Source organism: Pseudomonas sp. C 49-2 (assembly GCF_003970195.1).
Taxonomy (GTDB): domain Bacteria; phylum Pseudomonadota; class Gammaproteobacteria; order Pseudomonadales; family Pseudomonadaceae; genus Aquipseudomonas; species Aquipseudomonas canadensis.
In genome coordinates, this window is sequence record NZ_RXYG01000004.1 from 357,626 (window position 1) to 375,561 (window position 17,936).

The 17,936-nt window shown below is 59.8% G+C and carries 17 protein-coding genes; 8 read left to right on the top strand and 9 right to left on the bottom strand.

Features of this window, described 5'->3' with window-relative positions; translation table 11 throughout:
- Positions 1–33: 33 nt before the first annotated feature.
- Positions 34–1,173, bottom strand: coding sequence for a glycerate kinase (locus EJ576_RS10490; protein ID WP_126570302.1), 1,140 nt, complete (start codon positions 1,171–1,173; stop codon positions 34–36).
- Positions 1,174–1,264: 91 nt separating this feature from the next.
- Complete coding sequence (locus EJ576_RS10495) at positions 1,265–2,371, bottom strand: sugar diacid recognition domain-containing protein (protein WP_126570303.1); 1,107 nt, start codon at positions 2,369–2,371, stop codon at positions 1,265–1,267.
- 161 nt (positions 2,372–2,532) lie between these two features.
- On the opposite strand from EJ576_RS10495, the gene EJ576_RS10500 reads away from it, so the two are divergent.
- On the top strand, positions 2,533–3,843 hold the full coding sequence (locus tag EJ576_RS10500) for an MFS transporter (RefSeq protein ID WP_016974773.1): 1,311 nt from the start codon (positions 2,533–2,535) through the stop codon (positions 3,841–3,843).
- Positions 3,844–3,856: 13 nt separating this feature from the next.
- Here EJ576_RS10500 and EJ576_RS10505 read toward each other — a convergent pair whose 3' ends face one another.
- Positions 3,857–4,561, bottom strand: coding sequence for an SDR family oxidoreductase (locus EJ576_RS10505; protein WP_126570304.1), 705 nt, complete (start codon positions 4,559–4,561; stop codon positions 3,857–3,859).
- 100 nt (positions 4,562–4,661) lie between these two features.
- Between EJ576_RS10505 and EJ576_RS10510 the strand changes: the two genes are divergently transcribed.
- The 3 genes from EJ576_RS10510 (at position 4,662) to rarD (ending at position 7,686) form a co-directional block, all read left to right on the top strand.
- Positions 4,662–5,564 carry a LysR family transcriptional regulator gene (locus EJ576_RS10510; protein WP_122727110.1) on the top strand — a complete coding sequence of 301 codons (903 nt, stop codon included), beginning with the start codon at positions 4,662–4,664 and terminating at the stop codon, positions 5,562–5,564.
- A gap of 79 nt (positions 5,565–5,643) precedes the next feature.
- Positions 5,644–6,654 (top strand): aldo/keto reductase, encoded by a 1,011-nt coding sequence (locus EJ576_RS10515; protein WP_122727112.1) that lies wholly within the window; start codon positions 5,644–5,646, stop codon positions 6,652–6,654.
- 150 nt (positions 6,655–6,804) lie between these two features.
- Complete coding sequence (gene rarD / locus EJ576_RS10520; protein WP_122684984.1) at positions 6,805–7,686, top strand: EamA family transporter RarD; 882 nt, start codon at positions 6,805–6,807, stop codon at positions 7,684–7,686.
- Between the two features lie 55 nt (positions 7,687–7,741).
- On the opposite strand, the gene hppD is transcribed toward rarD, so the two are convergent.
- Entirely contained in the window at positions 7,742–8,818 is a 1,077-nt protein-coding gene (gene hppD / locus EJ576_RS10525; protein WP_126570305.1) for a 4-hydroxyphenylpyruvate dioxygenase, read from the bottom strand.
- Positions 8,819–9,063: 245 nt separating this feature from the next.
- Positions 9,064–9,987: a DMT family transporter gene (locus EJ576_RS10530; RefSeq protein ID WP_126570306.1), complete on the bottom strand. Its 924-nt coding sequence runs from the start codon at positions 9,985–9,987 to the stop codon at positions 9,064–9,066.
- A 77-nt stretch (positions 9,988–10,064) separates the two neighbouring features.
- Here EJ576_RS10530 and EJ576_RS10535 point away from each other — a divergent pair, with 77 nt between their 5' ends.
- From EJ576_RS10535 to EJ576_RS10545, 3 genes are all read left to right on the top strand, one after another.
- Entirely contained in the window at positions 10,065–10,934 is an 870-nt protein-coding gene (locus EJ576_RS10535; protein WP_126570307.1) for a LysR family transcriptional regulator, read from the top strand.
- A gap of 99 nt (positions 10,935–11,033) precedes the next feature.
- Positions 11,034–12,575: an EAL domain-containing protein gene (locus EJ576_RS10540; RefSeq protein WP_126570308.1), complete on the top strand. Its 1,542-nt coding sequence runs from the start codon at positions 11,034–11,036 to the stop codon at positions 12,573–12,575.
- Between the two features lie 198 nt (positions 12,576–12,773).
- The gene (locus EJ576_RS10545; RefSeq protein ID WP_028616210.1) at positions 12,774–13,139 is read left to right on the top strand and encodes a histone-like nucleoid-structuring protein, MvaT/MvaU family; all 366 of its coding nucleotides are present in this window, start codon (positions 12,774–12,776) and stop codon (positions 13,137–13,139) included.
- Positions 13,140–13,251: 112 nt separating this feature from the next.
- Here the strand turns inward: EJ576_RS10545 and EJ576_RS10550 are convergent, their stop codons facing one another.
- Positions 13,252–13,788: a DUF4946 domain-containing protein gene (locus EJ576_RS10550; protein ID WP_123477843.1), complete on the bottom strand. Its 537-nt coding sequence runs from the start codon at positions 13,786–13,788 to the stop codon at positions 13,252–13,254.
- Between the two features lie 196 nt (positions 13,789–13,984).
- Here EJ576_RS10550 and gloA point away from each other — a divergent pair, with 196 nt between their 5' ends.
- Positions 13,985–14,506: a lactoylglutathione lyase gene (gloA, locus tag EJ576_RS10555; protein ID WP_016974784.1), complete on the top strand. Its 522-nt coding sequence runs from the start codon at positions 13,985–13,987 to the stop codon at positions 14,504–14,506.
- Positions 14,507–14,556: 50 nt separating this feature from the next.
- On the opposite strand, the gene ahpF is transcribed toward gloA, so the two are convergent.
- The 3 genes from ahpF to EJ576_RS10570 all read right to left on the bottom strand — a co-directional run bounded on the left by ahpF (position 14,557) and on the right by EJ576_RS10570 (position 17,884).
- A complete protein-coding gene (gene ahpF, locus EJ576_RS10560; protein WP_028616213.1) occupies positions 14,557–16,122 on the bottom strand; it encodes an alkyl hydroperoxide reductase subunit F in 1,566 nt (521 codons plus the stop codon).
- Positions 16,123–16,249: 127 nt separating this feature from the next.
- Complete coding sequence (ahpC, locus tag EJ576_RS10565; RefSeq protein ID WP_003173835.1) at positions 16,250–16,813, bottom strand: alkyl hydroperoxide reductase subunit C; 564 nt, start codon at positions 16,811–16,813, stop codon at positions 16,250–16,252.
- Between the two features lie 144 nt (positions 16,814–16,957).
- Positions 16,958–17,884 (bottom strand): site-specific integrase, encoded by a 927-nt coding sequence (locus EJ576_RS10570; RefSeq protein WP_122727121.1) that lies wholly within the window; start codon positions 17,882–17,884, stop codon positions 16,958–16,960.
- Positions 17,885–17,936: the final 52 nt, after the last annotated feature.

Below are 17,936 nucleotides of genomic sequence, written 5' to 3' on the forward strand. Positions count from 1 at the left end.
AGGCGCGGATTGTCCCATGTCCGGGGTTTTACGTCAGCGGCGTGTTGCCACGCGCCACAGCCGCGCAATATCCGCCGCCCGCTCCTGCAACAAACGCTGCGCCTCAGCGCACGCCTGTTCCAGGCTCATCGGCCCGGAAGGCAAGGCGAACGCTGCGTCCACGCCGTGGGCGTACATCTGCTCATAGCCATCGCCCAATGTGCCGGCAATCACAATGACCGACACGTTGTGTTGTTGGGCGATGCGCGCCACGCCGAACGGAGTTTTACCGCGCAGGGTCTGGGCATCGAAGCGGCCTTCCCCGGTGATGACCAGGTCGGCGCCGCGTACGGCTTCGTCCAGGCCGACCAGTTCGGCCACTACCTCGACACCGGCGCGAAATTGCGCGCCCAGGAAGGCCTTGGCGGCAAATCCCAGCCCACCCGCAGCGCCGCTGCCCGGTTCGTCGCGTACATCTTTAGGCAGCACCTTCGCGCAGTGGTCGGCGAAGTGGCCGAGGGCGGCGTCCAGTTGGTGGACCTGCTCGGGATTTGCGCCTTTTTGCGGGCCGAATATCGCCGACGCACCGTGGTGGCCGCACAGCGGGTTGTTGACGTCGGCGGCGATTTCAAAGCGCACCTGGGCCAGGCGTGGGTCCAGATGTTCAAGGCTGATCTGCGCCAGACGGGCCAAGGCCAGGCCACCGGCGGGTAGCGCTTGATGTTCGGCATCGAACAGTTGCACGCCGAGCGCCTGCATCGCACCCGCGCCGCCATCGTTGGTGGCACTGCCGCCAATCGCCAGGATGATGCGCTGGGCGCCGGCATCCAGGGCGGCGCGGATCAGTTCGCCGGTGCCATAGGTGGTCGTTTTGCATGCGTCGCGCTGGCCCGGAGGGACTAACTGCAAACCGCTGGCTTCAGCCATTTCGATGATCGCGGTGTGGCTGTCGGCCAACCAGCCCCAATGTGCGTCGACGGCTGCGCCAAGCGGGCCGCGTACGGTGTGGTGACGCAACTCGCCATTGCAGGCAGCCAGCACCGAATCCACCGTGCCTTCACCGCCATCCGCCATCGGGCACTGAACCAACTGTGCATCCGGCCAAACCTGGGCCAACCCTTCGGCAATGGCCTGGGAGACGCCTTCGGCACTCAGGCTGTCCTTGAACGAGTCGGGGGCGATGATGATTTTCATGGGCTTTCTCCGATTTTTATGATGCCCATGCTGCCAGTTGCCAGGGCTGCTGACGCCGGTCAGATGCACAAGTACGACGGCGCTTTGTTGTTCATTCAGACAAAGCCTGGGGCAGCAGCTGTACGCCGAGGTAGAGGGCGAGCATACCGTCCAGGGTCAAAGGGTCGACACCACTGAGTTCGGCAATACGCTCCATGCGGTAACGCAGGCTGTTGCGGTGAATACCAAGGGCGTCCGCACAGGCCTGGCTTTGCCCGTCGTGTTCACACCAACTGCGCAGAGTCGCCTGCAACTGACCATTGCTGTCCTTGGCCAGCACTTTACGCAACGGGTTGAGCAGTTCGTCGAGCGCGTCGTCATTGCGATGGCGCCAGAGCATAACGGGCAAGCGATAGCGATTGAGGGTCAGCAGGCGCGACTGCGGCAGCACATCACGGCCATAAGCGAGCAGATCGCCGACACGCCGATAGCAACGGCGCAGGCCGGTCAGGCCGTCCGCTTGCCCACCCACGGCAACGCGCAAGATGTTCCAACCGAGGCTTTCGAGTTTTTCCAGCAAGCGCGGGTTGTCGACCTGCACAGATGCCGGCCGGCACCACAGCAATGAGTATTGCGCCGAGCTGACACACCAGCTGTCCGGATAACGCGAGGCAAGCCACGCACTCAACGCTTCCGCCGATTGCCCCGCGCCCAGTTCAAACAGGTACGGCGTGCGTGCCAGCTGCGGCTTGAGCCCCAGTTGCTGGGCTTCGTCCACCAGGCGCGGCGAATCGCCAGTTTCCGCCAGCAGCAAGGCCAGCAGATCATCACAGCGCTGACGCCGCCATTGTTGCTCGGCCTGCTGGTGACGATGGCTGACCAGCATTTCGGCGGTCATGCGCACCAGTTCGGCGTAGGTGCGCAGGCCCTCCGGTTCGCCAGTGATGCCGAGCACGCCGATCAGGCGCCCGTCATGCAGCAGCGGCAGGTTGATGCCCGGTTGTACCCCCTTGAGGTGCTTGGCGGTCTGGCCATCGATTTCCACCACCCGGCCGTTGGCGAGCACCAGTTGTGCGCCTTCATGCCGGGTGTTGATACGCTCGGGCTCACCACTGCCGAGGATCAGGCCCTGGCTGTCCATGACATTGACGTTGTGAGGCAGGATCGCCATGGTTCGATCGACGATATCCTGCGCCAGGTCATGATCCAGCTCGAACATGGGGTTAAATTCCTTAAAAAGCGGGGTTGTTCATAGGCACAGCGCAAAGCCGGGTTCGCTGTGCGCAAGCACAAAGACAGCGGCCTGCCAGGTGGCCGAGACTCAGTGGGCGATCAACGTTACCCTCGCATCGCAAAAAATCATAATAAAGAGAGACTGCCATGTCACAGAGCGCCACGACCCCACTGGCCACCGATGACGATAAAAACGCCATCTACAAGCGCATTACCCTGCGCCTGATCCCCTTCATTTTCATCTGCTATCTGTTCAATTACCTCGACCGGGTAAACGTTGGCTTTGCCAAGTTGCAGATGCTCGATGCGTTGAAATTCAGCGAAACCGTGTACGGCCTCGGCGCCGGGATCTTCTTCATCGGCTACGTGCTGTGCGGCGTACCGAGCAACCTGGCGTTGACCAAGTTCGGTCCACGGCGCTGGATCGCGTTGATGATGATCGTCTGGGGCACGCTGTCTACCTGCCTGCTGTTCGTCACCACGCCGACACACTTCTACACCTTGCGCCTGTTCACCGGTGCCGCCGAAGCGGGCTTCTTCCCCGGCGTGGTGCTGTACCTCTCGCAGTGGTTCCCGACCTTCCGCCGTGGGCGGATCATGGCGCTGTTCATGTCGGCGATCCCGGTTTCCGGGTTGCTCGGCAGCCCGTTCTCCGGCTGGATCCTCAACCACTTCGCTGCCGGCCAAGGTGGCCTCGCGGGCTGGCAGTGGATGTTCCTGCTGCAAGGCATCCCGACTGTCGTGCTGGGCGCCCTCGCCTACTTCCTGCTCAGCGACAGCTTTGCCAACGCCAAATGGCTCAAGCCCCACGAACGCGCGGTGCTGGAAGCCGACCAGGCCACCGATCTGGCGAACAAGCCGAAAACCACCACCGACTCCTTGGCCGAAGTGTTCAAGAATCCGGCGATCTGGGCGTTCGGCCTGATTTACTTCTGCATCCAGAGCGGCGTATACGCCATCAACTTCTGGCTGCCGTCGATCATCAAGAACCTGGGGTTCAGCGATAACCTGGTGATCGGCTGGCTCAGCGCGATCCCCTACCTGCTGGCAGCCGTATTCATGTTGCTGGTGGGTCGCTCCGCCGACTTGCGCAAAGAGCGTCGCTGGCACTTGGTGGTGCCGATGTTGATGGGCGCTGTGGGCCTGGTGATCGCGGTGAATTTTGCCACGACCCCAGCGATTGCAATCCTCGGCCTGACCATCGCCACCATGGGTGCCCTCACCGGTCTGCCGATGTTCTGGCCGGTGCCCACCGCCATGCTCAGTGCCGGCGCGGCGGCAGGCGGCCTGGCGTTGATCAACTCCATGGGCCAGATGGCCGGCTTCCTCAGCCCTTATATCGTCGGCTTTGTGAAAGATGCCACCGGGTCCACGGATGTGGCGCTGTACCTGCTCGCAGCGGTGATCGTCGCCGGCAGTGTGTTGGCGTTGCGGATGACGCGAACCCTGAAGGCTTAAACCGCTCTAGCCATCAGAGCAGACCGCCGCCGTCGATGTCGATGACGGCGCCGGTCATAAAGCCATTTTCCATGGCCAGCACATATCCCGCCGCAACCTCCTCCGCATGGCCCACTCGCCCCACTGGCAGTGCGCTACCGGCCTTGGCGAACATTGCCAAGCGCTGATCTTCTGCAAGCCCTGCATAGGCTGGCGTGTCAATCACTCCTGGGCTGATCGCATTGACCCGACGCGGCGCCAGTTCCTTGGCCAACTGCTTGACCAGGGCTTCGGTCGCGGCGTTGATGCCGGTCTTGATGAACTGCCCCGCCACGGATTTACGCCCCAGTTGCCCGGAGGTCAGGCTGATGCTGCCGTGCTCGTTCAGATATGGCAGCGCCAACTGAATCGCCCGCAGTGAGCCCCACAGTTTTACGTTGAAGTTTTCCTGGGCTTCGACCAGGTCGGTTTCGATCAGGGTTTTGGCGCGCACGCTTGGCCCCGACGTGTAGACCAAGTGGTCAAAGCGCCCCACGCTTTCGAACAAGCGTTGCAGGGAGGCCGAATCAGTGACGTCAACCGGCTCGCTGCGCAGGCCGTTTTCAACGCCGGACACCAGGCGCCGCCCAACCAGCACCACCTGCGCACCCCGCGCAGCGGCGGCCTTGGCTACGGCGGCACCGATGCCGCTGCTGCCGCCGATCACGATGACGGTTTTGCCGTTGAGGGGAGTAGTCATGGGGAAATTCCTGAGTGAGAAAATGAGCGTTCATCTTCACAGCTTGGCAATCGGCGAAAAATCCCGGTAAAACGACAAGATCTTTAAAGGATTTTTACAAATGAGCTCGACCCTCGACCTAGAAGTCTTCGTGCGCACCGCCGACAGCGGCAGCCTGTCTGCCGCCGCACGCGGGCTCGGCCTGACCCCGGCCGCCGCCAGTATTGCCCTCAAGCGCCTGGAAACCCGCCTGGGCATTCGCCTGCTGGCACGCTCCACGCGCAGCATGCGCCTGACCGAGGAAGGTCGGCGCTACCTCGAGAGCGTGCGCGTCGCGCTGGAAGCCCTGTCCGAGGGCGAACAGGCGATCAAGCAACAGGGCCAGAGCCTCAGCGGGTTGCTGCAACTGGCGGCGCCCTCGGATTTCGGGCGCAATGTGTTGCTGGGCTGGCTGGATGAATTCAAGCTCGAACACCCGAATATCCGCCTGCAATTGCTGCTCAACGACAGCAATGCCGACCTGTTCCGCGACACCGTCGACATCGCCCTGCGGTTTGGCGTGCCAAGGGATTCCAGCCTGGTGGCGCTGCCGGTGGTGCCCGATCACCACCGCATCCCCTGTGCCAGCCCGGCTTACCTGGCGCGCCATGGCACACCCCTCGCTCCGGCTGACCTGGCGCAGCACAACACCCTGCGCTACATGCGCCAGGGCCGGGCCAACAACACCTGGTATTTCCGCCAGGGCACGGTGCTGCAGGAGGTCGAGGTGTCGGGCGATTACCTCAGCGATGACGGTGAAATCGTGCGGCGCTGGGCGTTGGCCGGTCACGGAATCGCCTATAAGGCCAATCTGGACATTGCCCAAGACATCAAGGCCGGTCGACTGGTGCCCTTGCTACCGGATTGGCAAGGCGAACCCACGCCCTTCAACCTGATGTGCCCTCACCGCCTGCAGGTGTCGGAACGCGTGAAGGTGCTGCATCGCTTTTTACAGCAGCGTTGCCAGACATTGCTGAGCCCATGAAGAAACGCGCGCAGGGCTTGTCCCAGAGCGGCTGAGTCTGGTATTGCATGGGTACATTTCCCGCCTTGAGGAGTTATCCATGATTTACCGCACATTGGGCCAGTCCGGGTTGAAGGTGAGCGCCTTGACCCTGGGCACCATGATGTTTGGCGAACAGACCAACACCGAGGACTCGCTGCGCATCATCGACAAGGCCTGGGACCAGGGCATCAATTTCATCGACACGGCGGACGTCTATACCGGCGGTCGCTCCGAGGAAATCGTCGGCGAAGCCATTGTGCGCAATCGCCAGGATTGGGTGGTGGCGTCCAAGGTCGGCATCGGGCCGGTAGACGGTTTGCCCAACCGCAGCGGCTTGAGCCGCAAGCGCATTTTCAACGCGCTGGAGGCCAGCCTGACACGCCTCGATACCGACTACCTGGACATCTACTACCTGCACCGTGAAGACCACAACACGCCGCTGGAAGTAACGGTATCGGCGATTGGCGACCTGATCCGCCAGGGCAAGATCCGCTACTGGGGCCTGTCCAACTATCGCGGTTGGCGCATCGCCGAGGTGATTCGCGTGGCCGAGCGCCTGGGCGTCGACAAACCGGTGATCAGCCAGCCGTTGTACAACATCGTCAACCGCCAGGCCGAAGTGGAGCAGATCACCGCGGCAGCCGCCTACGGCCTGGGTGTGGTGCCTTACAGCCCACTGGCCCGCGGCGTGCTCAGTGGTAAATACGCCCCGGACGTTACCCCCGAAGCCGGCAGCCGCGCGGCGCGCCAGGACAAACGCATCCTGGAAACCGAATGGCGCGTGGAATCGTTGCGCATCGCCCAGCAGATCCAGCAGTACACCCAAGGTCGTGGCGTCGGGATCGTCGAGTTTGCGATTGCCTGGGTACTGAACAACTCGGCGGTCAGTTCGGCGATTGTCGGGCCGCGTACCGAAGCGCAGTGGGATGCCTATATTGGCGCGCTGGAGGTGAAGATCAGCGCCGAAGATGAGGCGTTTATCGATTCGTTGGTGACGCCGGGGCATTCATCCACGCCGGGGTTCAATGATGTCGGGCATTTCGTCTCCGGTCGCATACCACGCGCATAACCCCTCCACTTCGTAGGAGCGAGCTTGCTCGCTCCTACGAAAGGCTGCGAGAAATTTTCCTGAAAAACGCCCCAAAACAGCGCAACCCTCTCCCGCCAAAAGCTCCATAATCCCCCCATCTTTTGTATCAACGGTTTTCGCGAGGATAGTGTGTCTAAAGGTGTTGTTTTATCGGTCTTGGCCTCAGTGTTGTTTGCCGTGATGTATTACTTCACATCATTGCTCACGCCCTTGAGCGGCCTGGAGATTTTCGGCTGGCGCATGTTGCTCACCGTGCCGTGCATGACGATCTTCATGATCGTCAGCGGCGAATGGCGACGGGTGTGGGAGCTGGCGCAACTGCTTGCGGCCAAGCCGCGCTTGATTGCGGGTGTGTTGCTGTCTTCCGCCTTGTTGGGCGTGCAGCTATGGCTGTTTATGTGGGCGCCGCTGAATGGGCGCAGCCTGGATGTGTCGGTGGGTTACTTCCTGTTGCCGCTGACCATGGTGCTGACCGGGCGCCTGGTGTGGGGTGAACAACTGTCCTATCTGCAACGGATCGCCGTGTTTTTTGCCGCCCTCGGTGTACTCAACGAGTTGTACCAGGCGGGTGGATTCTCCTGGGCAACGCTGGTGGTGATCATTGGGTACCCGGTTTATTTCATCGTGCGCAAATACCTCAAGACCGACCATCTGGGCGGGCTCTGGCTGGATATGGCGCTGATGCTGCCGGTGGCCTGGTGGTTTGTGCAGAGTGGTGAGCAAGGCTTTGCGGTCATGGATGCCCACCCGAAACTGTATGCACTGATCCCAATGCTGGGCCTGATCAGTGCCTCAGCGCTGGTGAGCTATATCATCGCCAGCCGTTTACTGGCGTTCAGTCTGTTTGGCTTGCTCAGTTATGTGGAGCCTGTGCTGCTGCTGGGCGTGGCATTGATCCTGGGGGAAGGGATCAAAGGTGGCGAATGGTTCACCTACATCCCGATCTGGCTGGCGGTGATGGTGCTGGTGTTCGAAGGTTTCAAGCACTTGGTCCGCCAACGCAAAGCCTGATGCGCAGGCGATAAAAAGCCCGGCCGGGGTTACCCTCGGCCGGGCTTTTTTACGTTTAGTCGGCGCTCAACACACCACGGCGCACCTGGTCGCGTTCGATGGACTCGAACAGCGCCTTGAAGTTGCCCTCGCCAAACCCATCGTCGCCCTTACGCTGGATGAATTCGAAGAACACCGGACCCATCAGGGTTTCCGAGAAGATCTGCAGCAGCAGGCGCTTGTCGCCTTCCACCGAAGAGCCGTCCAGCAGGATACCGCGTGCCTGCAGTTGGTCCACCGGCTCACCGTGGTTCGGCAGGCGGCCTTCGAGCATTTCATAGTAGGTGTCCGGCGGCGCGGTCATGAAGCGCATGCCGATCTTCTTCAACGCGTCCCAAGTCTTGACCAGGTCCTCGGTGAGGAACGCCACGTGTTGGATGCCTTCGCCGTTGAACTGCATCAGGAACTCTTCGATCTGCCCCGCGCCCTTGGACGATTCTTCGTTCAACGGGATGCGGATCATGCCGTCCGGCGCGCTCATGGCCTTGGACGTCAGGCCGGTGTATTCGCCCTTGATGTCGAAATAGCGCGCTTCACGGAAGTTGAACAGTTTTTCGTAGAAGTTGGCCCAGTAGGCCATGCGGCCGCGATAGACGTTGTGCGTCAGGTGGTCGATGACTTTGAGACCTGCACCGACCGGATTGCGCTCCACGCCTTCGAGGTATACGAAGTCGATGTCATAGATCGAGCTGCCTTCGCCAAAACGATCGATCAGGTAAAGCGGCGCACCGCCGATGCCCTTGATCGCCGGCAGGTTCAATTCCATCGGGCCGGTTTCGATATGGATCGGCTGGGCACCCAGTTCCAGGGCGCGGTTGTAGGCTTTTTGCGAGTCCTTGACGCGGAACGCCATACCGCACACCGAGGGGCCGTGTTCGGCCGCAAAGTAGGAGGCAATGCTGTTGGGTTCGTTGTTGAGGATCAGGTTGATCTCGCCCTGGCGGTACAGGTGTACGTTCTTCGAACGGTGGGTCGCGACTTTGGTGAAGCCCATGATCTCGAAGATCGGCTCCAGGGTGCCCGGCGTCGGCGACGCAAATTCGATAAATTCAAAGCCCATCAGGCCCATTGGGTTTTCGTATAGATCTGCCATGGTGGCACCTCATCATTCTTGTAATAGACACAGTATTAGTGGCGAGCAAGGATGAGGTTGCAGGGTGGCGCACAGGAAAGGCCTCGCACGCTGCGGGCGAGGAAGTCACCAAAGATGAGGGGGGAGCCGAGTAGCTTCATGGGGTCATCAGTCTCTGACGGCTTAGGCTTGCGTGAGCGCAAGTCCATATTCTTGTATGCGTAAATCGATTCTACACAGCGTAACCACGTTTGTCCGTACTCTTATCAAATCCCCATTGCCCTGGCGCGTGCAAGGGGTTTGTTGCAGAGGTAGATGCCGAGCAGGATCACTGCCCCGCCGGCCAGCATGGGCAGGCTCAACGGTTCGTCCAGCAACAGAGCGCCACAGATCACGGCGGTGAGTGGGTTGAGCGCGATAAATACACCGGAACGTGTCGCGCCGATTCGTCGGATACCGTCGTAATAACCAATATAGGCCAGCGCAGAACCCAGCACGCCGAGGTACATCAAGCTCAGTCCTTGCGCGAGAGACACGCGACCCATCGCCTCCAGCGTAAAGCGCCCCATGATCAGTGTGGTGACGGTAAGCATCAGCGTTCCCAGCAGTATCGACCAGGTGACCGTCTGCAGCGGCCCCAGGCTCTGATTTAAACCACGGGAAAACAGTGAGTAGATGCCCCACCCCACTACACAGCCGAAGATCAGCAAATCCCCACGCCACGTGTTGGTTGCTTCGCTCAAAACCTGGGGGTTGCGACTGACGATGACCATGGCGGCACCCGCCAGGCAGAGCACGATCCCCGCGACTTTGCAGGCACCCAGGCGCTCCTTGAACAACCACCAGGACGCCAGGCCGATGACGGCCGGGTTCAGCGCCACGATCAATGAGGCGCGCGATGCGTTGATGAACTGCAATCCATAGAAGAAACACAGGTTGTAGAAAAAGATGCCGAAGAAACCCAGCATCGCCAGTTGCAGTAGCTGCCGCGGGTTGGGTCGGACCAACGGGATGCGTGCCAAGCCCAGGAATCCCAACAATGCCAGGCTGGCCAGTGCAAACCGGAGGCTGGCCGCCAGCAAAGGGTCGAGCGTCCCGCTCAGGTAGCGACCGGCCACGAAGGTGCCGCCCCAGATCATGGTGACGGCGGCCAACTTCATATAAGTGATGCGATCGGGGCTTGAATGCACAGGATACGGCTCCAATGGCTTGAGGATGCGTGCATTCTTCTGGTAATACGGTGTCATCGTAAAATGAGTGATTGCTCATGACCCTGACCCAACTTGAAATCTTTTCCTTGGTAGCCGAGCTGCAAGGCTTTACCAGCGCCGCCCACCGTCTCGGTATCAGCCAATCGGCGGTGTCCCACGCGATTAAAGGCCTGGAGCAGGAGCTGGGGGTGGCGTTGTTCAGGCGCCACCAGGCGCAGGTCGAACTAAGCGACATCGGCGTGCAGTTACTGGCGCGCGCCCGGGCGATGCTGGGCCTGGCGAATACCTTGCAACAGGAAGCCGCGGACGCCCGGGGCATGAAACGCGGGACGCTGCGCGTCGGCTCCTTCGGCCCCACCTCCTCGGCCTACCTGCTGCCAAAGATCCTCAGCCGGTTCCGCCTGGAGTATCCGGGTATCGAGGTACACGTTGATGAAGGGCCGGACAGGCAAGTCATCCAATGGCTCGATGAACGCCGAATTGATATCGGCTTTGTGGTGCTGGAACAAGAGCGCTTCGACACGTTCCCACTGTTCGAGGACCAGATGGTGGCGCTGCTGCCGGCTGACCATAAGCTGGCCGCCCGTGAACACGTCAGTCTAAAGGATTTGTGCAACGACCCTTTTGCGCTGACTAAAGCCGGTTCCACTGAGCTGGTGATGCGACTGTTCAGCGAGGCGCGTCTGACCCCGACTGTGCGTTATCGCTGCTCGCAACTGCTGAGTACCCTGGAAACCGTCAGCCGGGGCGATGCCGTGAGCGTGGTAGCGCAAGCGTCGTTACCGGTTGGACATGACACACGGTATGTACAGCGCGCCTTATCCCCGCGTGTGCCGCGCCAGGTTGGGCTTGCCGTACTGGACCGGCGTCAGTCTTCTCCAGCAGCGCTCGCGTTTATCCGTATTGCCCAAAGCGTCGAGTTGTAGTGCCGCGTACTGGCCAAATGGGTAGGTGTCGCGAGCTTATTTCGGCCGAGCCATCTATCATCGACTGATATCCGATCCCTGCAACAGGCCGTTCACTCCATGCCCCTGACTGTCAACGGCCCGCGAAAACGCGCCACTCGCTACCTGATCACAACCCTGAGCGCGCTGCTACCGATTGCGCTCGGGGTCGTTATCCTTCACTGGCAGGCCGAACGTACCTTGCAACAAAGCACCGCCCAGACCGCCCAGGAGGCGGTGCGCCAATTCGACCTGATGCTCGACAATACCGCCCTCGCCGCCCAGGCCTTGCTGCCGCTGGCGGGGTTGCCCTGTGATAACGACGTGCAGCTGGCCCTGCGAGAACAAGTCACGCGTCGCCCGTTTGTGCGCGCGACCACCCTGTCCTGGCAAAAAAACATCTATTGCAGCTCGTTGTTCGGCAGCAACTACGAGTCACCGGTCAACCCGGATGACTATGTGGACGGCCGGTTATGGTTGATGAATGGCAACCCGGTGACACCCGACACCGCACTGCTGGTCTACCGGCTGGTTGACGGCGACAAGGCGGCTTTTGCGTCGATTGATGGCTACCACTTGACCAACGCCCTGCGTCTGATCAGCCGATACGCCCACCTGATATTGCAAGTGGGCCCGAATTGGCTGGGGGCTGATGGCAAGGTGCATGACACTGCGGTGCCGGCGTTCGCGGTGGCCCACCACCACTTGGCGTCCGGACGTTATCACTACAGCGTCGACGCGGGTATGCCGGCAGGTGAAGTCTGGCGCTACATGCAGGCCCGATACCCGGCATTGTTCAGCCTGATCGTGTTTTTTGGCGTATTGGCTGGCCTTTTGGCGCACTGGCTGCAAAAGCGCTCCTCGGCACCGACTCACGAATTGCAGCGGGCATTGGGCGCCAATGAATTCATTCCGTATTTCCAGCCGGTGGTACGCGGTGATACTCGCGAGTGGGCGGGATGTGAAGTGCTTATGCGCTGGCAGCATCCAAAGGAAGGCCTGGTGCGTCCCGACCTGTTTATTCCCCTGGCCGAGCATTCGGGCCTGATAGTTCCGATGACCCGCGCCCTCCTGCGCCAGACCGCCGTGCAACTGGCGCCCCATGCGGCGCGCTTCAGCCCTGGGTTTCATATCGGCGTCAATATCACCGCACGCCACTGCCAGGATTTGGCCTTGGTGGATGACTGCCGAGAGTTTCTCGCCGCCTTTCCCGTGGGCCAAGTGACCTTGGTGCTGGAGTTGACCGAGCGCGAGCTGATCGTGCCCACCGACATCACTCGCCGCCTGTTTGACGCCCTGCATCAACTGGGGGTATTGATCGCTATTGACGACTTTGGAACCGGCCACTCCAGCCTGGGCTATTTACGTAACTTCAATGTCGACTACTTGAAGATTGACCAGAGTTTTGTCGCCATGATCGGTGCCGATGCACTATCACGGCATATTCTCGACAGCATCATAGAACTGTCCGGCAAACTCGATTTAGGCATCGTAGCAGAAGGTGTGGAAACGCCCGAACAGTCCGACTACCTGGCCGCTCAAGGCGTGGATTTTTTGCAGGGCTACCTGTTCGGAAAGCCTTTGCCCAGCGATGAATTTATTAAATCTCTGGCAAGCCATTGAATAGCCATGCACTACCTGCACTGAAATAATGTTATTTAGCCAACAGACATGATTTACTCGTAGCAAATTAACTACTACAATTTTTCCAGCCTGTGCAGAATTCGCGGGACGGCTTCTTTCTAGAGTCGCCTTAAAGCGCTTGGCTTATAGCTTTGTCTGCAGTTGATATCAGCCAAACACACTATTGGAGTACCTATTTTGTCCAGACTCGCCGAATTTCGCGCAGCCGAAAAAGCCCTTCAAGAGCAGCTTGCCCAGCTGGAATCCCTGAAGAACGACGCCGGCCTGAAGAAAGAAATCGAATTCGAAGAAAAGCTCCAGGGCCTGATGAAGACCTACGGCAAAGGCCTGCGCGACATCATTTCCATCCTTGATCCAAACCCGGGCAAGTCCAGCGCTGCTGCCGTCAACGCACCAAAACAGCGCCGCGCACGTGTGGTCAAGGTTTACCAGAACCCGCACACCGGTGAGCTGATCGAAACCAAAGGCGGCAACCACCGTGGCCTCAAGGCGTGGAAAGAACAGTACGGCGCCGCCACTGTAGACTCCTGGCTTCGCGGCTGATCGCACTGCACTAAGAAAGAGCCCCGCTTATGCGGGGCTTTTTTAATTCCAGGGTTCGAAACCGAACTTAAATAACGTTTCATAATGTTCAGAAACGTCGCACATTACACACTTAGAGTTTGAGGCTATCGCGCACCGAGCTGACTTCTTCCTTGCTTGCTTCGTACGCATCCGCCTGCCCTGCGTATGAAAAAACATACGCCTTATCGGCATCAACCGCGCCCACCAATGTTTGCGAAAGCACGTGGCGCCCGTTTTCGGTTATCACACAAGTAGTTTCCAGCGCGTCTAGGCGGCTCAATGTTGTAGGGCGCATCTTGCTGCACACACTTTGATAACCACCCTGGGCAAAATCTTTCTGAATGGACTTGCGCATCTCCAGCAGTACGCCTTGTAGATTAACCTTATGCCCCGCTTCAATCGGCGTACCGGTCAACTCCATCACCATCAGGGTCGTGCCATTTTCATCATTCTTGATTGCACGCTGGCGCGACACCGCCTGGGGTTTGGCAGGCGCTTCGCCATCCGGTACGACCTCTTCGACCTGCCAGCCACTGGGCCAATGAATTTCGGGGTCGGCCGCCAGCACCAAGGAACTGCCCACCAGCAAACACACAGCGCTCAACAGCGGTTTACGAAATGCGATCATTGCGAAAAATACCCAAGGTTCAAGCGCCAAAGTTTGAGCCCCGGCGCCCCTGTGTCGCAAGGCCTGCATGGGCTTTTTCATTTGGCGCCTGGGGCAAGCCTTGCGTATCATGGTCCGGCTGCACGGATGCCAGCCGCAAGCCAAGGAACCGCTCACATTTCAGAGCTGCGTTTGCCCCATTTTTTCTGGAGGGCCCATGAGCCTGCACGAACTGAACACTTTCCCGGGCGTTACCGCCCAACCGGACACCGCCACCACGAACTTCGTGTTCAACCACACCATGCTGCGGGTCAAGGACATCACCAAGTCGCTGGACTTCTACACCCGCGTCCTGGGTTTTTCCCTGGTTGAAAAGCGTGATTTTCCGGAAGCCGAATTCAGCCTGTACTTCCTGGCCCTGGTGGACAAATCCCAGATCCCGGCCGACGCCGCCGAGCGCACCCAGTGGATGAAGTCGATCCCAGGCATCCTGGAACTCACCCACAACCACGGCACCGAAAACGACGCCGACTTTGCCTACCACAATGGCAATACCGACCCACGTGGCTTTGGCCATATCTGCATCTCGGTGCCGGATATCGTCGCTGCCTGCGAACGTTTCGAAGCCCTGGGCTGCGACTTCCAGAAGCGCCTGAGCGATGGCCGCATGAAGAGCCTGGCCTTCATCAAGGACCCGGACGCGTACTGGGTCGAGATTATCCAGCCCGCACCGCTGTAACGAAAAAACCCCATGATCACTCATGGGGTTTTTCATTTCCGGCTCCGGATTTACGCCGGGGCGGAAGTGCGGATCAGGTGATCGAAGGCACTCAGGGAAGCCTTGGCGCCCTCACCCACTGCAATCACGATCTGCTTGTAGGGCACCGTCGTCACATCACCGGCGGCAAACACGCCGGGCAGTGAAGTCTCCCCCCGCGCATCGACGATGATCTCGCCGCGCGGCGTCAGTTCAACGGTGCCTTTGAGCCAGTCAGTGTTGGGCAGCAAGCCGATCTGCACAAAGATCCCTTCCAGGTCGATGGTCTTGAACTCGCCGCTGTCGCGATCCTTGTACGCCAGGCCGGTGACTTTCTGGCCATCGCCTTTCACTTCGCTGGTCAACGCACTGGTGATCACGTCAACGTTCGGCAGACTGTAGAGCTTGCGCTGCAACACGGCGTCGGCGCGCAATTTGCTGTCGAACTCAAGCAGGGTGACGTGGCTGACGATACCGGCCAGGTCAATGGCCGCCTCAACGCCGGAGTTACCGCCGCCGATAACCGCCACACGCTTGCCCTTGAACAGCGGACCGTCGCAGTGCGGGCAGAAGCACACGCCCTTGGCCTTGTATTCCTGCTCACCCGGCACACCCATTTCGCGCCAGCGGGCGCCGGTGGCCAGGATCACAGTCTTGGACTTCAGGGTCGCACCGCTTTCGAAGCGGATTTCGTGCAAGTCACCGGCGTTTTTCGCGGGCACCAGGCTGCTGGCGCGCTGGAGGTTCATGATGTCCACATCGTATTGGCGTACGTGGGCTTCCAACGCGCTGGCCAGTTTCGGCCCTTCGGTTTCTTGTACCGAGATGAAGTTCTCGATGGACATGGTGTCCAGCACTTGGCCGCCAAAGCGCTCAGCAGCAACGCCGGTACGGATGCCTTTACGTGCAGCGTAGATCGCGGCCGCAGAACCGGCTGGGCCACCGCCGACCACAAGCACATCAAAGGCGTCTTTGGCGCTGATTTTCTCGGCGGCTTTTTCGATGCCACTGGTGTCGAGCTTGGCGAGGATTTCCTCCAGGCCCATGCGGCCTTGGCCGAAGTTCACACCGTTCAAGTAAACGCTCGGTACCGCCATGATCTGGCGCTCGTCGACTTCCGCCTGGAACAGCGCGCCGTCGATGGCAACGTGGCGGATGTTCGGGTTGAGCACGGCCATCAGGTTCAGCGCTTGGACCACATCCGGGCAGTTCTGGCAGGACAGCGAGAAGTAAGTCTCGAAGCTGAACTCGCCTTTAAGGGCGCGGATCTGTTCAATCACTTCGACACTGGCCTTCGACGGGTGGCCACCGACTTGCAGCAGGGCCAGCACCAACGAAGTGAATTCATGGCCCATGGGGATGCCGGCGAAACGCAGGCTGATCTCGGCACCCGGGCGGTTGATGGAAAACGACGGCTTACGCGCATCATCACCATCGGTTTTCAGGGTAATCAGCGTGGTGAGGCTGACAACATCCTGCAAAAGGGCAAGCATTTCCTGGGATTTCGCGCCGTCATCGAGGGAGGCGACGATCTCGATCGGCTGGGTGACCCGTTCCAGGTATGACTTCAACTGAGCTTTAAGATTGGCGTCCAACATACGGGCGATTTCCTATTAATTCGGTTTATTGCAGACAAAAAAACGCCCGAGCGAATCTCGCCCGGGCGTTTTGAGGGCGGATGCAGCTTACTTAAGTGCGGAATACCGCCCTTGAGACTTCACAGACTTAGATCTTGCCGACCAGGTCCAGGGACGGAGCCAAGGTGGCTTCGCCTTCTTTCCACTTGGCTGGGCACACTTCGCCTGGATGGGCAGCGACGTACTGAGCGGCTTTGATCTTGCGCAGCAGCTCGGAAGCGTCACGACCAACACCGCCGTCGTTCAGCTCAACGATCTTGATCTGACCTTCTGGGTTGATCACGAAAGTACCGCGGTCTGCCAGGCCTGCTTCTTCGATCAGTACGTCGAAGTTGCGGGAGATGGTCAGGGTTGGGTCACCGATCATGGTGTACTGGATTTTGCCGATGGCTGGCGAAGTGTTGTGCCAGGCAGCGTGGGCAAAGTGGGTGTCGGTGGAAACGCTGTAGATCTCGACGCCCAGCTTCTGGAATTCGGCGTAGTTGTCGGCCAGGTCTTCCAGTTCAGTTGGGCAAACGAAGGTGAAGTCGGCTGGGTAGAAGAACACCACGGACCATTTGCCTTTCAGGTCAGCGTCGGTCACGTCTACGAAGTTGCCGTTTTTGTAGGCGGTAGCTTTGAACGGTTTTACTTGGCTGTTGATGATAGGCATCGTTGACTCTCCGTCAGGTTTGTAGAAGGGCTTAGTAAGTTGATGAAGTGAATCCTACCCACTCTCTTGGCCGATGGCTCATTGGCAAACCTGATGCTGACGATTGGTTTTCCCTATCAGGTGACTGTATTAATAGAAGAAATCTCAAAGCAGCGGTGGCGTCGCCAGAGTCATGCCAAGAAAGGGCGTCGCTTCAACATAGCGCATGGCGGATTTCATGTCGCTCCAGCCGACGTAACTCATCAACGACTTCAAATCCCAACCGCTGCGATGGGCCCACGTGGCAAAGCCCCGACGCAGTGAGTGGCTGGTGTATTGCTCGGCGGGGATGCCGGCGCGCTCCAGCGCCTGGCGCAGCAGCGGGATCACACTGTTGGGGTGCAACCCCTCCTCACCCAGGTTGCCCCAGCGATCGATGCCGCGAAACACCGGGCCACGCACCAATGCCGAGGCGCTGAGCCACTCGCTGTAGGCCTGCACCGGGCACAGGCGCAAAAGCGCGGGTGTGTGATAAGTCTTGCCGAGGTTGTCGCGGTCGCTTTTGCTGCGCGGCAGATACAGGCTGATCCCGGCACCAGGCGTCGCTTGCACATGCTCGATCTCGAGCCGACACAGCTCATCGCTGCGAAAGCCGCGCCAGAAACCCAGCAGGATCAATGCAGTGTCGCGCTTGGCGCGCAGTAGCCGAGACACGTCGTGGGCTGCGTCTTTCGCTTCCTTCTCAAGAGAAGCCACCACCTGCTCAAGGTGTTTGAGTTGCAAAGGCTCGGCTTGCTTCTCCTGCGCCGGGTGCACGGCACGAATGCCCTTGAGCACTTTGCGCACCACCGGCGCCTTGGTCGGGTCGGGAAAACCCTGGCTCGTATGCCACTGCGCCAGTGCCGACAGCCGCAGCTTGAGCGTGTTGACCGCCAAGACTCCGGCATGCGCCACCAGATAACGCGCCACGCTGTCGCTGGTCGCGGGCAGGAACCCTCCCCAGCTCACTTCGAAATGCTCGATGGCCGCACGATAACTACGTCGCGTGTTATCGCGTGTGGCGGCGTTGAGGTAACGATCCAGATCGCTCATGAAGGGCCTATTCGTACTGCTGGCAGTTGCTTTTGCGGATTAAATGCTTATG

Excerpts from the sequence above, each read along its gene's own strand:
- EJ576_RS10490 (WP_126570302.1), bottom strand. The coding sequence starts at position 1,173 with ATGAAAATCATCATCGCCCCCGACTCGTTCAAGGACAGCCTGAGTGCC.
- EJ576_RS10495 (WP_126570303.1), bottom strand. The coding sequence starts at position 2,371 with ATGTTCGAGCTGGATCATGACCTGGCGCAGGATATCGTCGATCGAACC.
- EJ576_RS10500 (WP_016974773.1), top strand. The coding sequence starts at position 2,533 with ATGTCACAGAGCGCCACGACCCCACTGGCCACCGATGACGATAAAAAC.
- EJ576_RS10505 (WP_126570304.1), bottom strand. The coding sequence starts at position 4,561 with ATGACTACTCCCCTCAACGGCAAAACCGTCATCGTGATCGGCGGCAGC.
- EJ576_RS10510 (WP_122727110.1), top strand. The coding sequence starts at position 4,662 with ATGAGCTCGACCCTCGACCTAGAAGTCTTCGTGCGCACCGCCGACAGC.
- EJ576_RS10515 (WP_122727112.1), top strand. The coding sequence starts at position 5,644 with ATGATTTACCGCACATTGGGCCAGTCCGGGTTGAAGGTGAGCGCCTTG.
- hppD (WP_126570305.1), bottom strand. The coding sequence starts at position 8,818 with ATGGCAGATCTATACGAAAACCCAATGGGCCTGATGGGCTTTGAATTT.
- EJ576_RS10535 (WP_126570307.1), top strand. The coding sequence starts at position 10,065 with ATGACCCTGACCCAACTTGAAATCTTTTCCTTGGTAGCCGAGCTGCAA.
- EJ576_RS10540 (WP_126570308.1), top strand. The coding sequence starts at position 11,034 with ATGCCCCTGACTGTCAACGGCCCGCGAAAACGCGCCACTCGCTACCTG.
- EJ576_RS10550 (WP_123477843.1), bottom strand. The coding sequence starts at position 13,788 with ATGATCGCATTTCGTAAACCGCTGTTGAGCGCTGTGTGTTTGCTGGTG.
- gloA (WP_016974784.1), top strand. The coding sequence starts at position 13,985 with ATGAGCCTGCACGAACTGAACACTTTCCCGGGCGTTACCGCCCAACCG.
- ahpF (WP_028616213.1), bottom strand. The coding sequence starts at position 16,122 with ATGTTGGACGCCAATCTTAAAGCTCAGTTGAAGTCATACCTGGAACGG.
- ahpC (WP_003173835.1), bottom strand. The coding sequence starts at position 16,813 with ATGCCTATCATCAACAGCCAAGTAAAACCGTTCAAAGCTACCGCCTAC.
- EJ576_RS10570 (WP_122727121.1), bottom strand. The coding sequence starts at position 17,884 with ATGAGCGATCTGGATCGTTACCTCAACGCCGCCACACGCGATAACACG.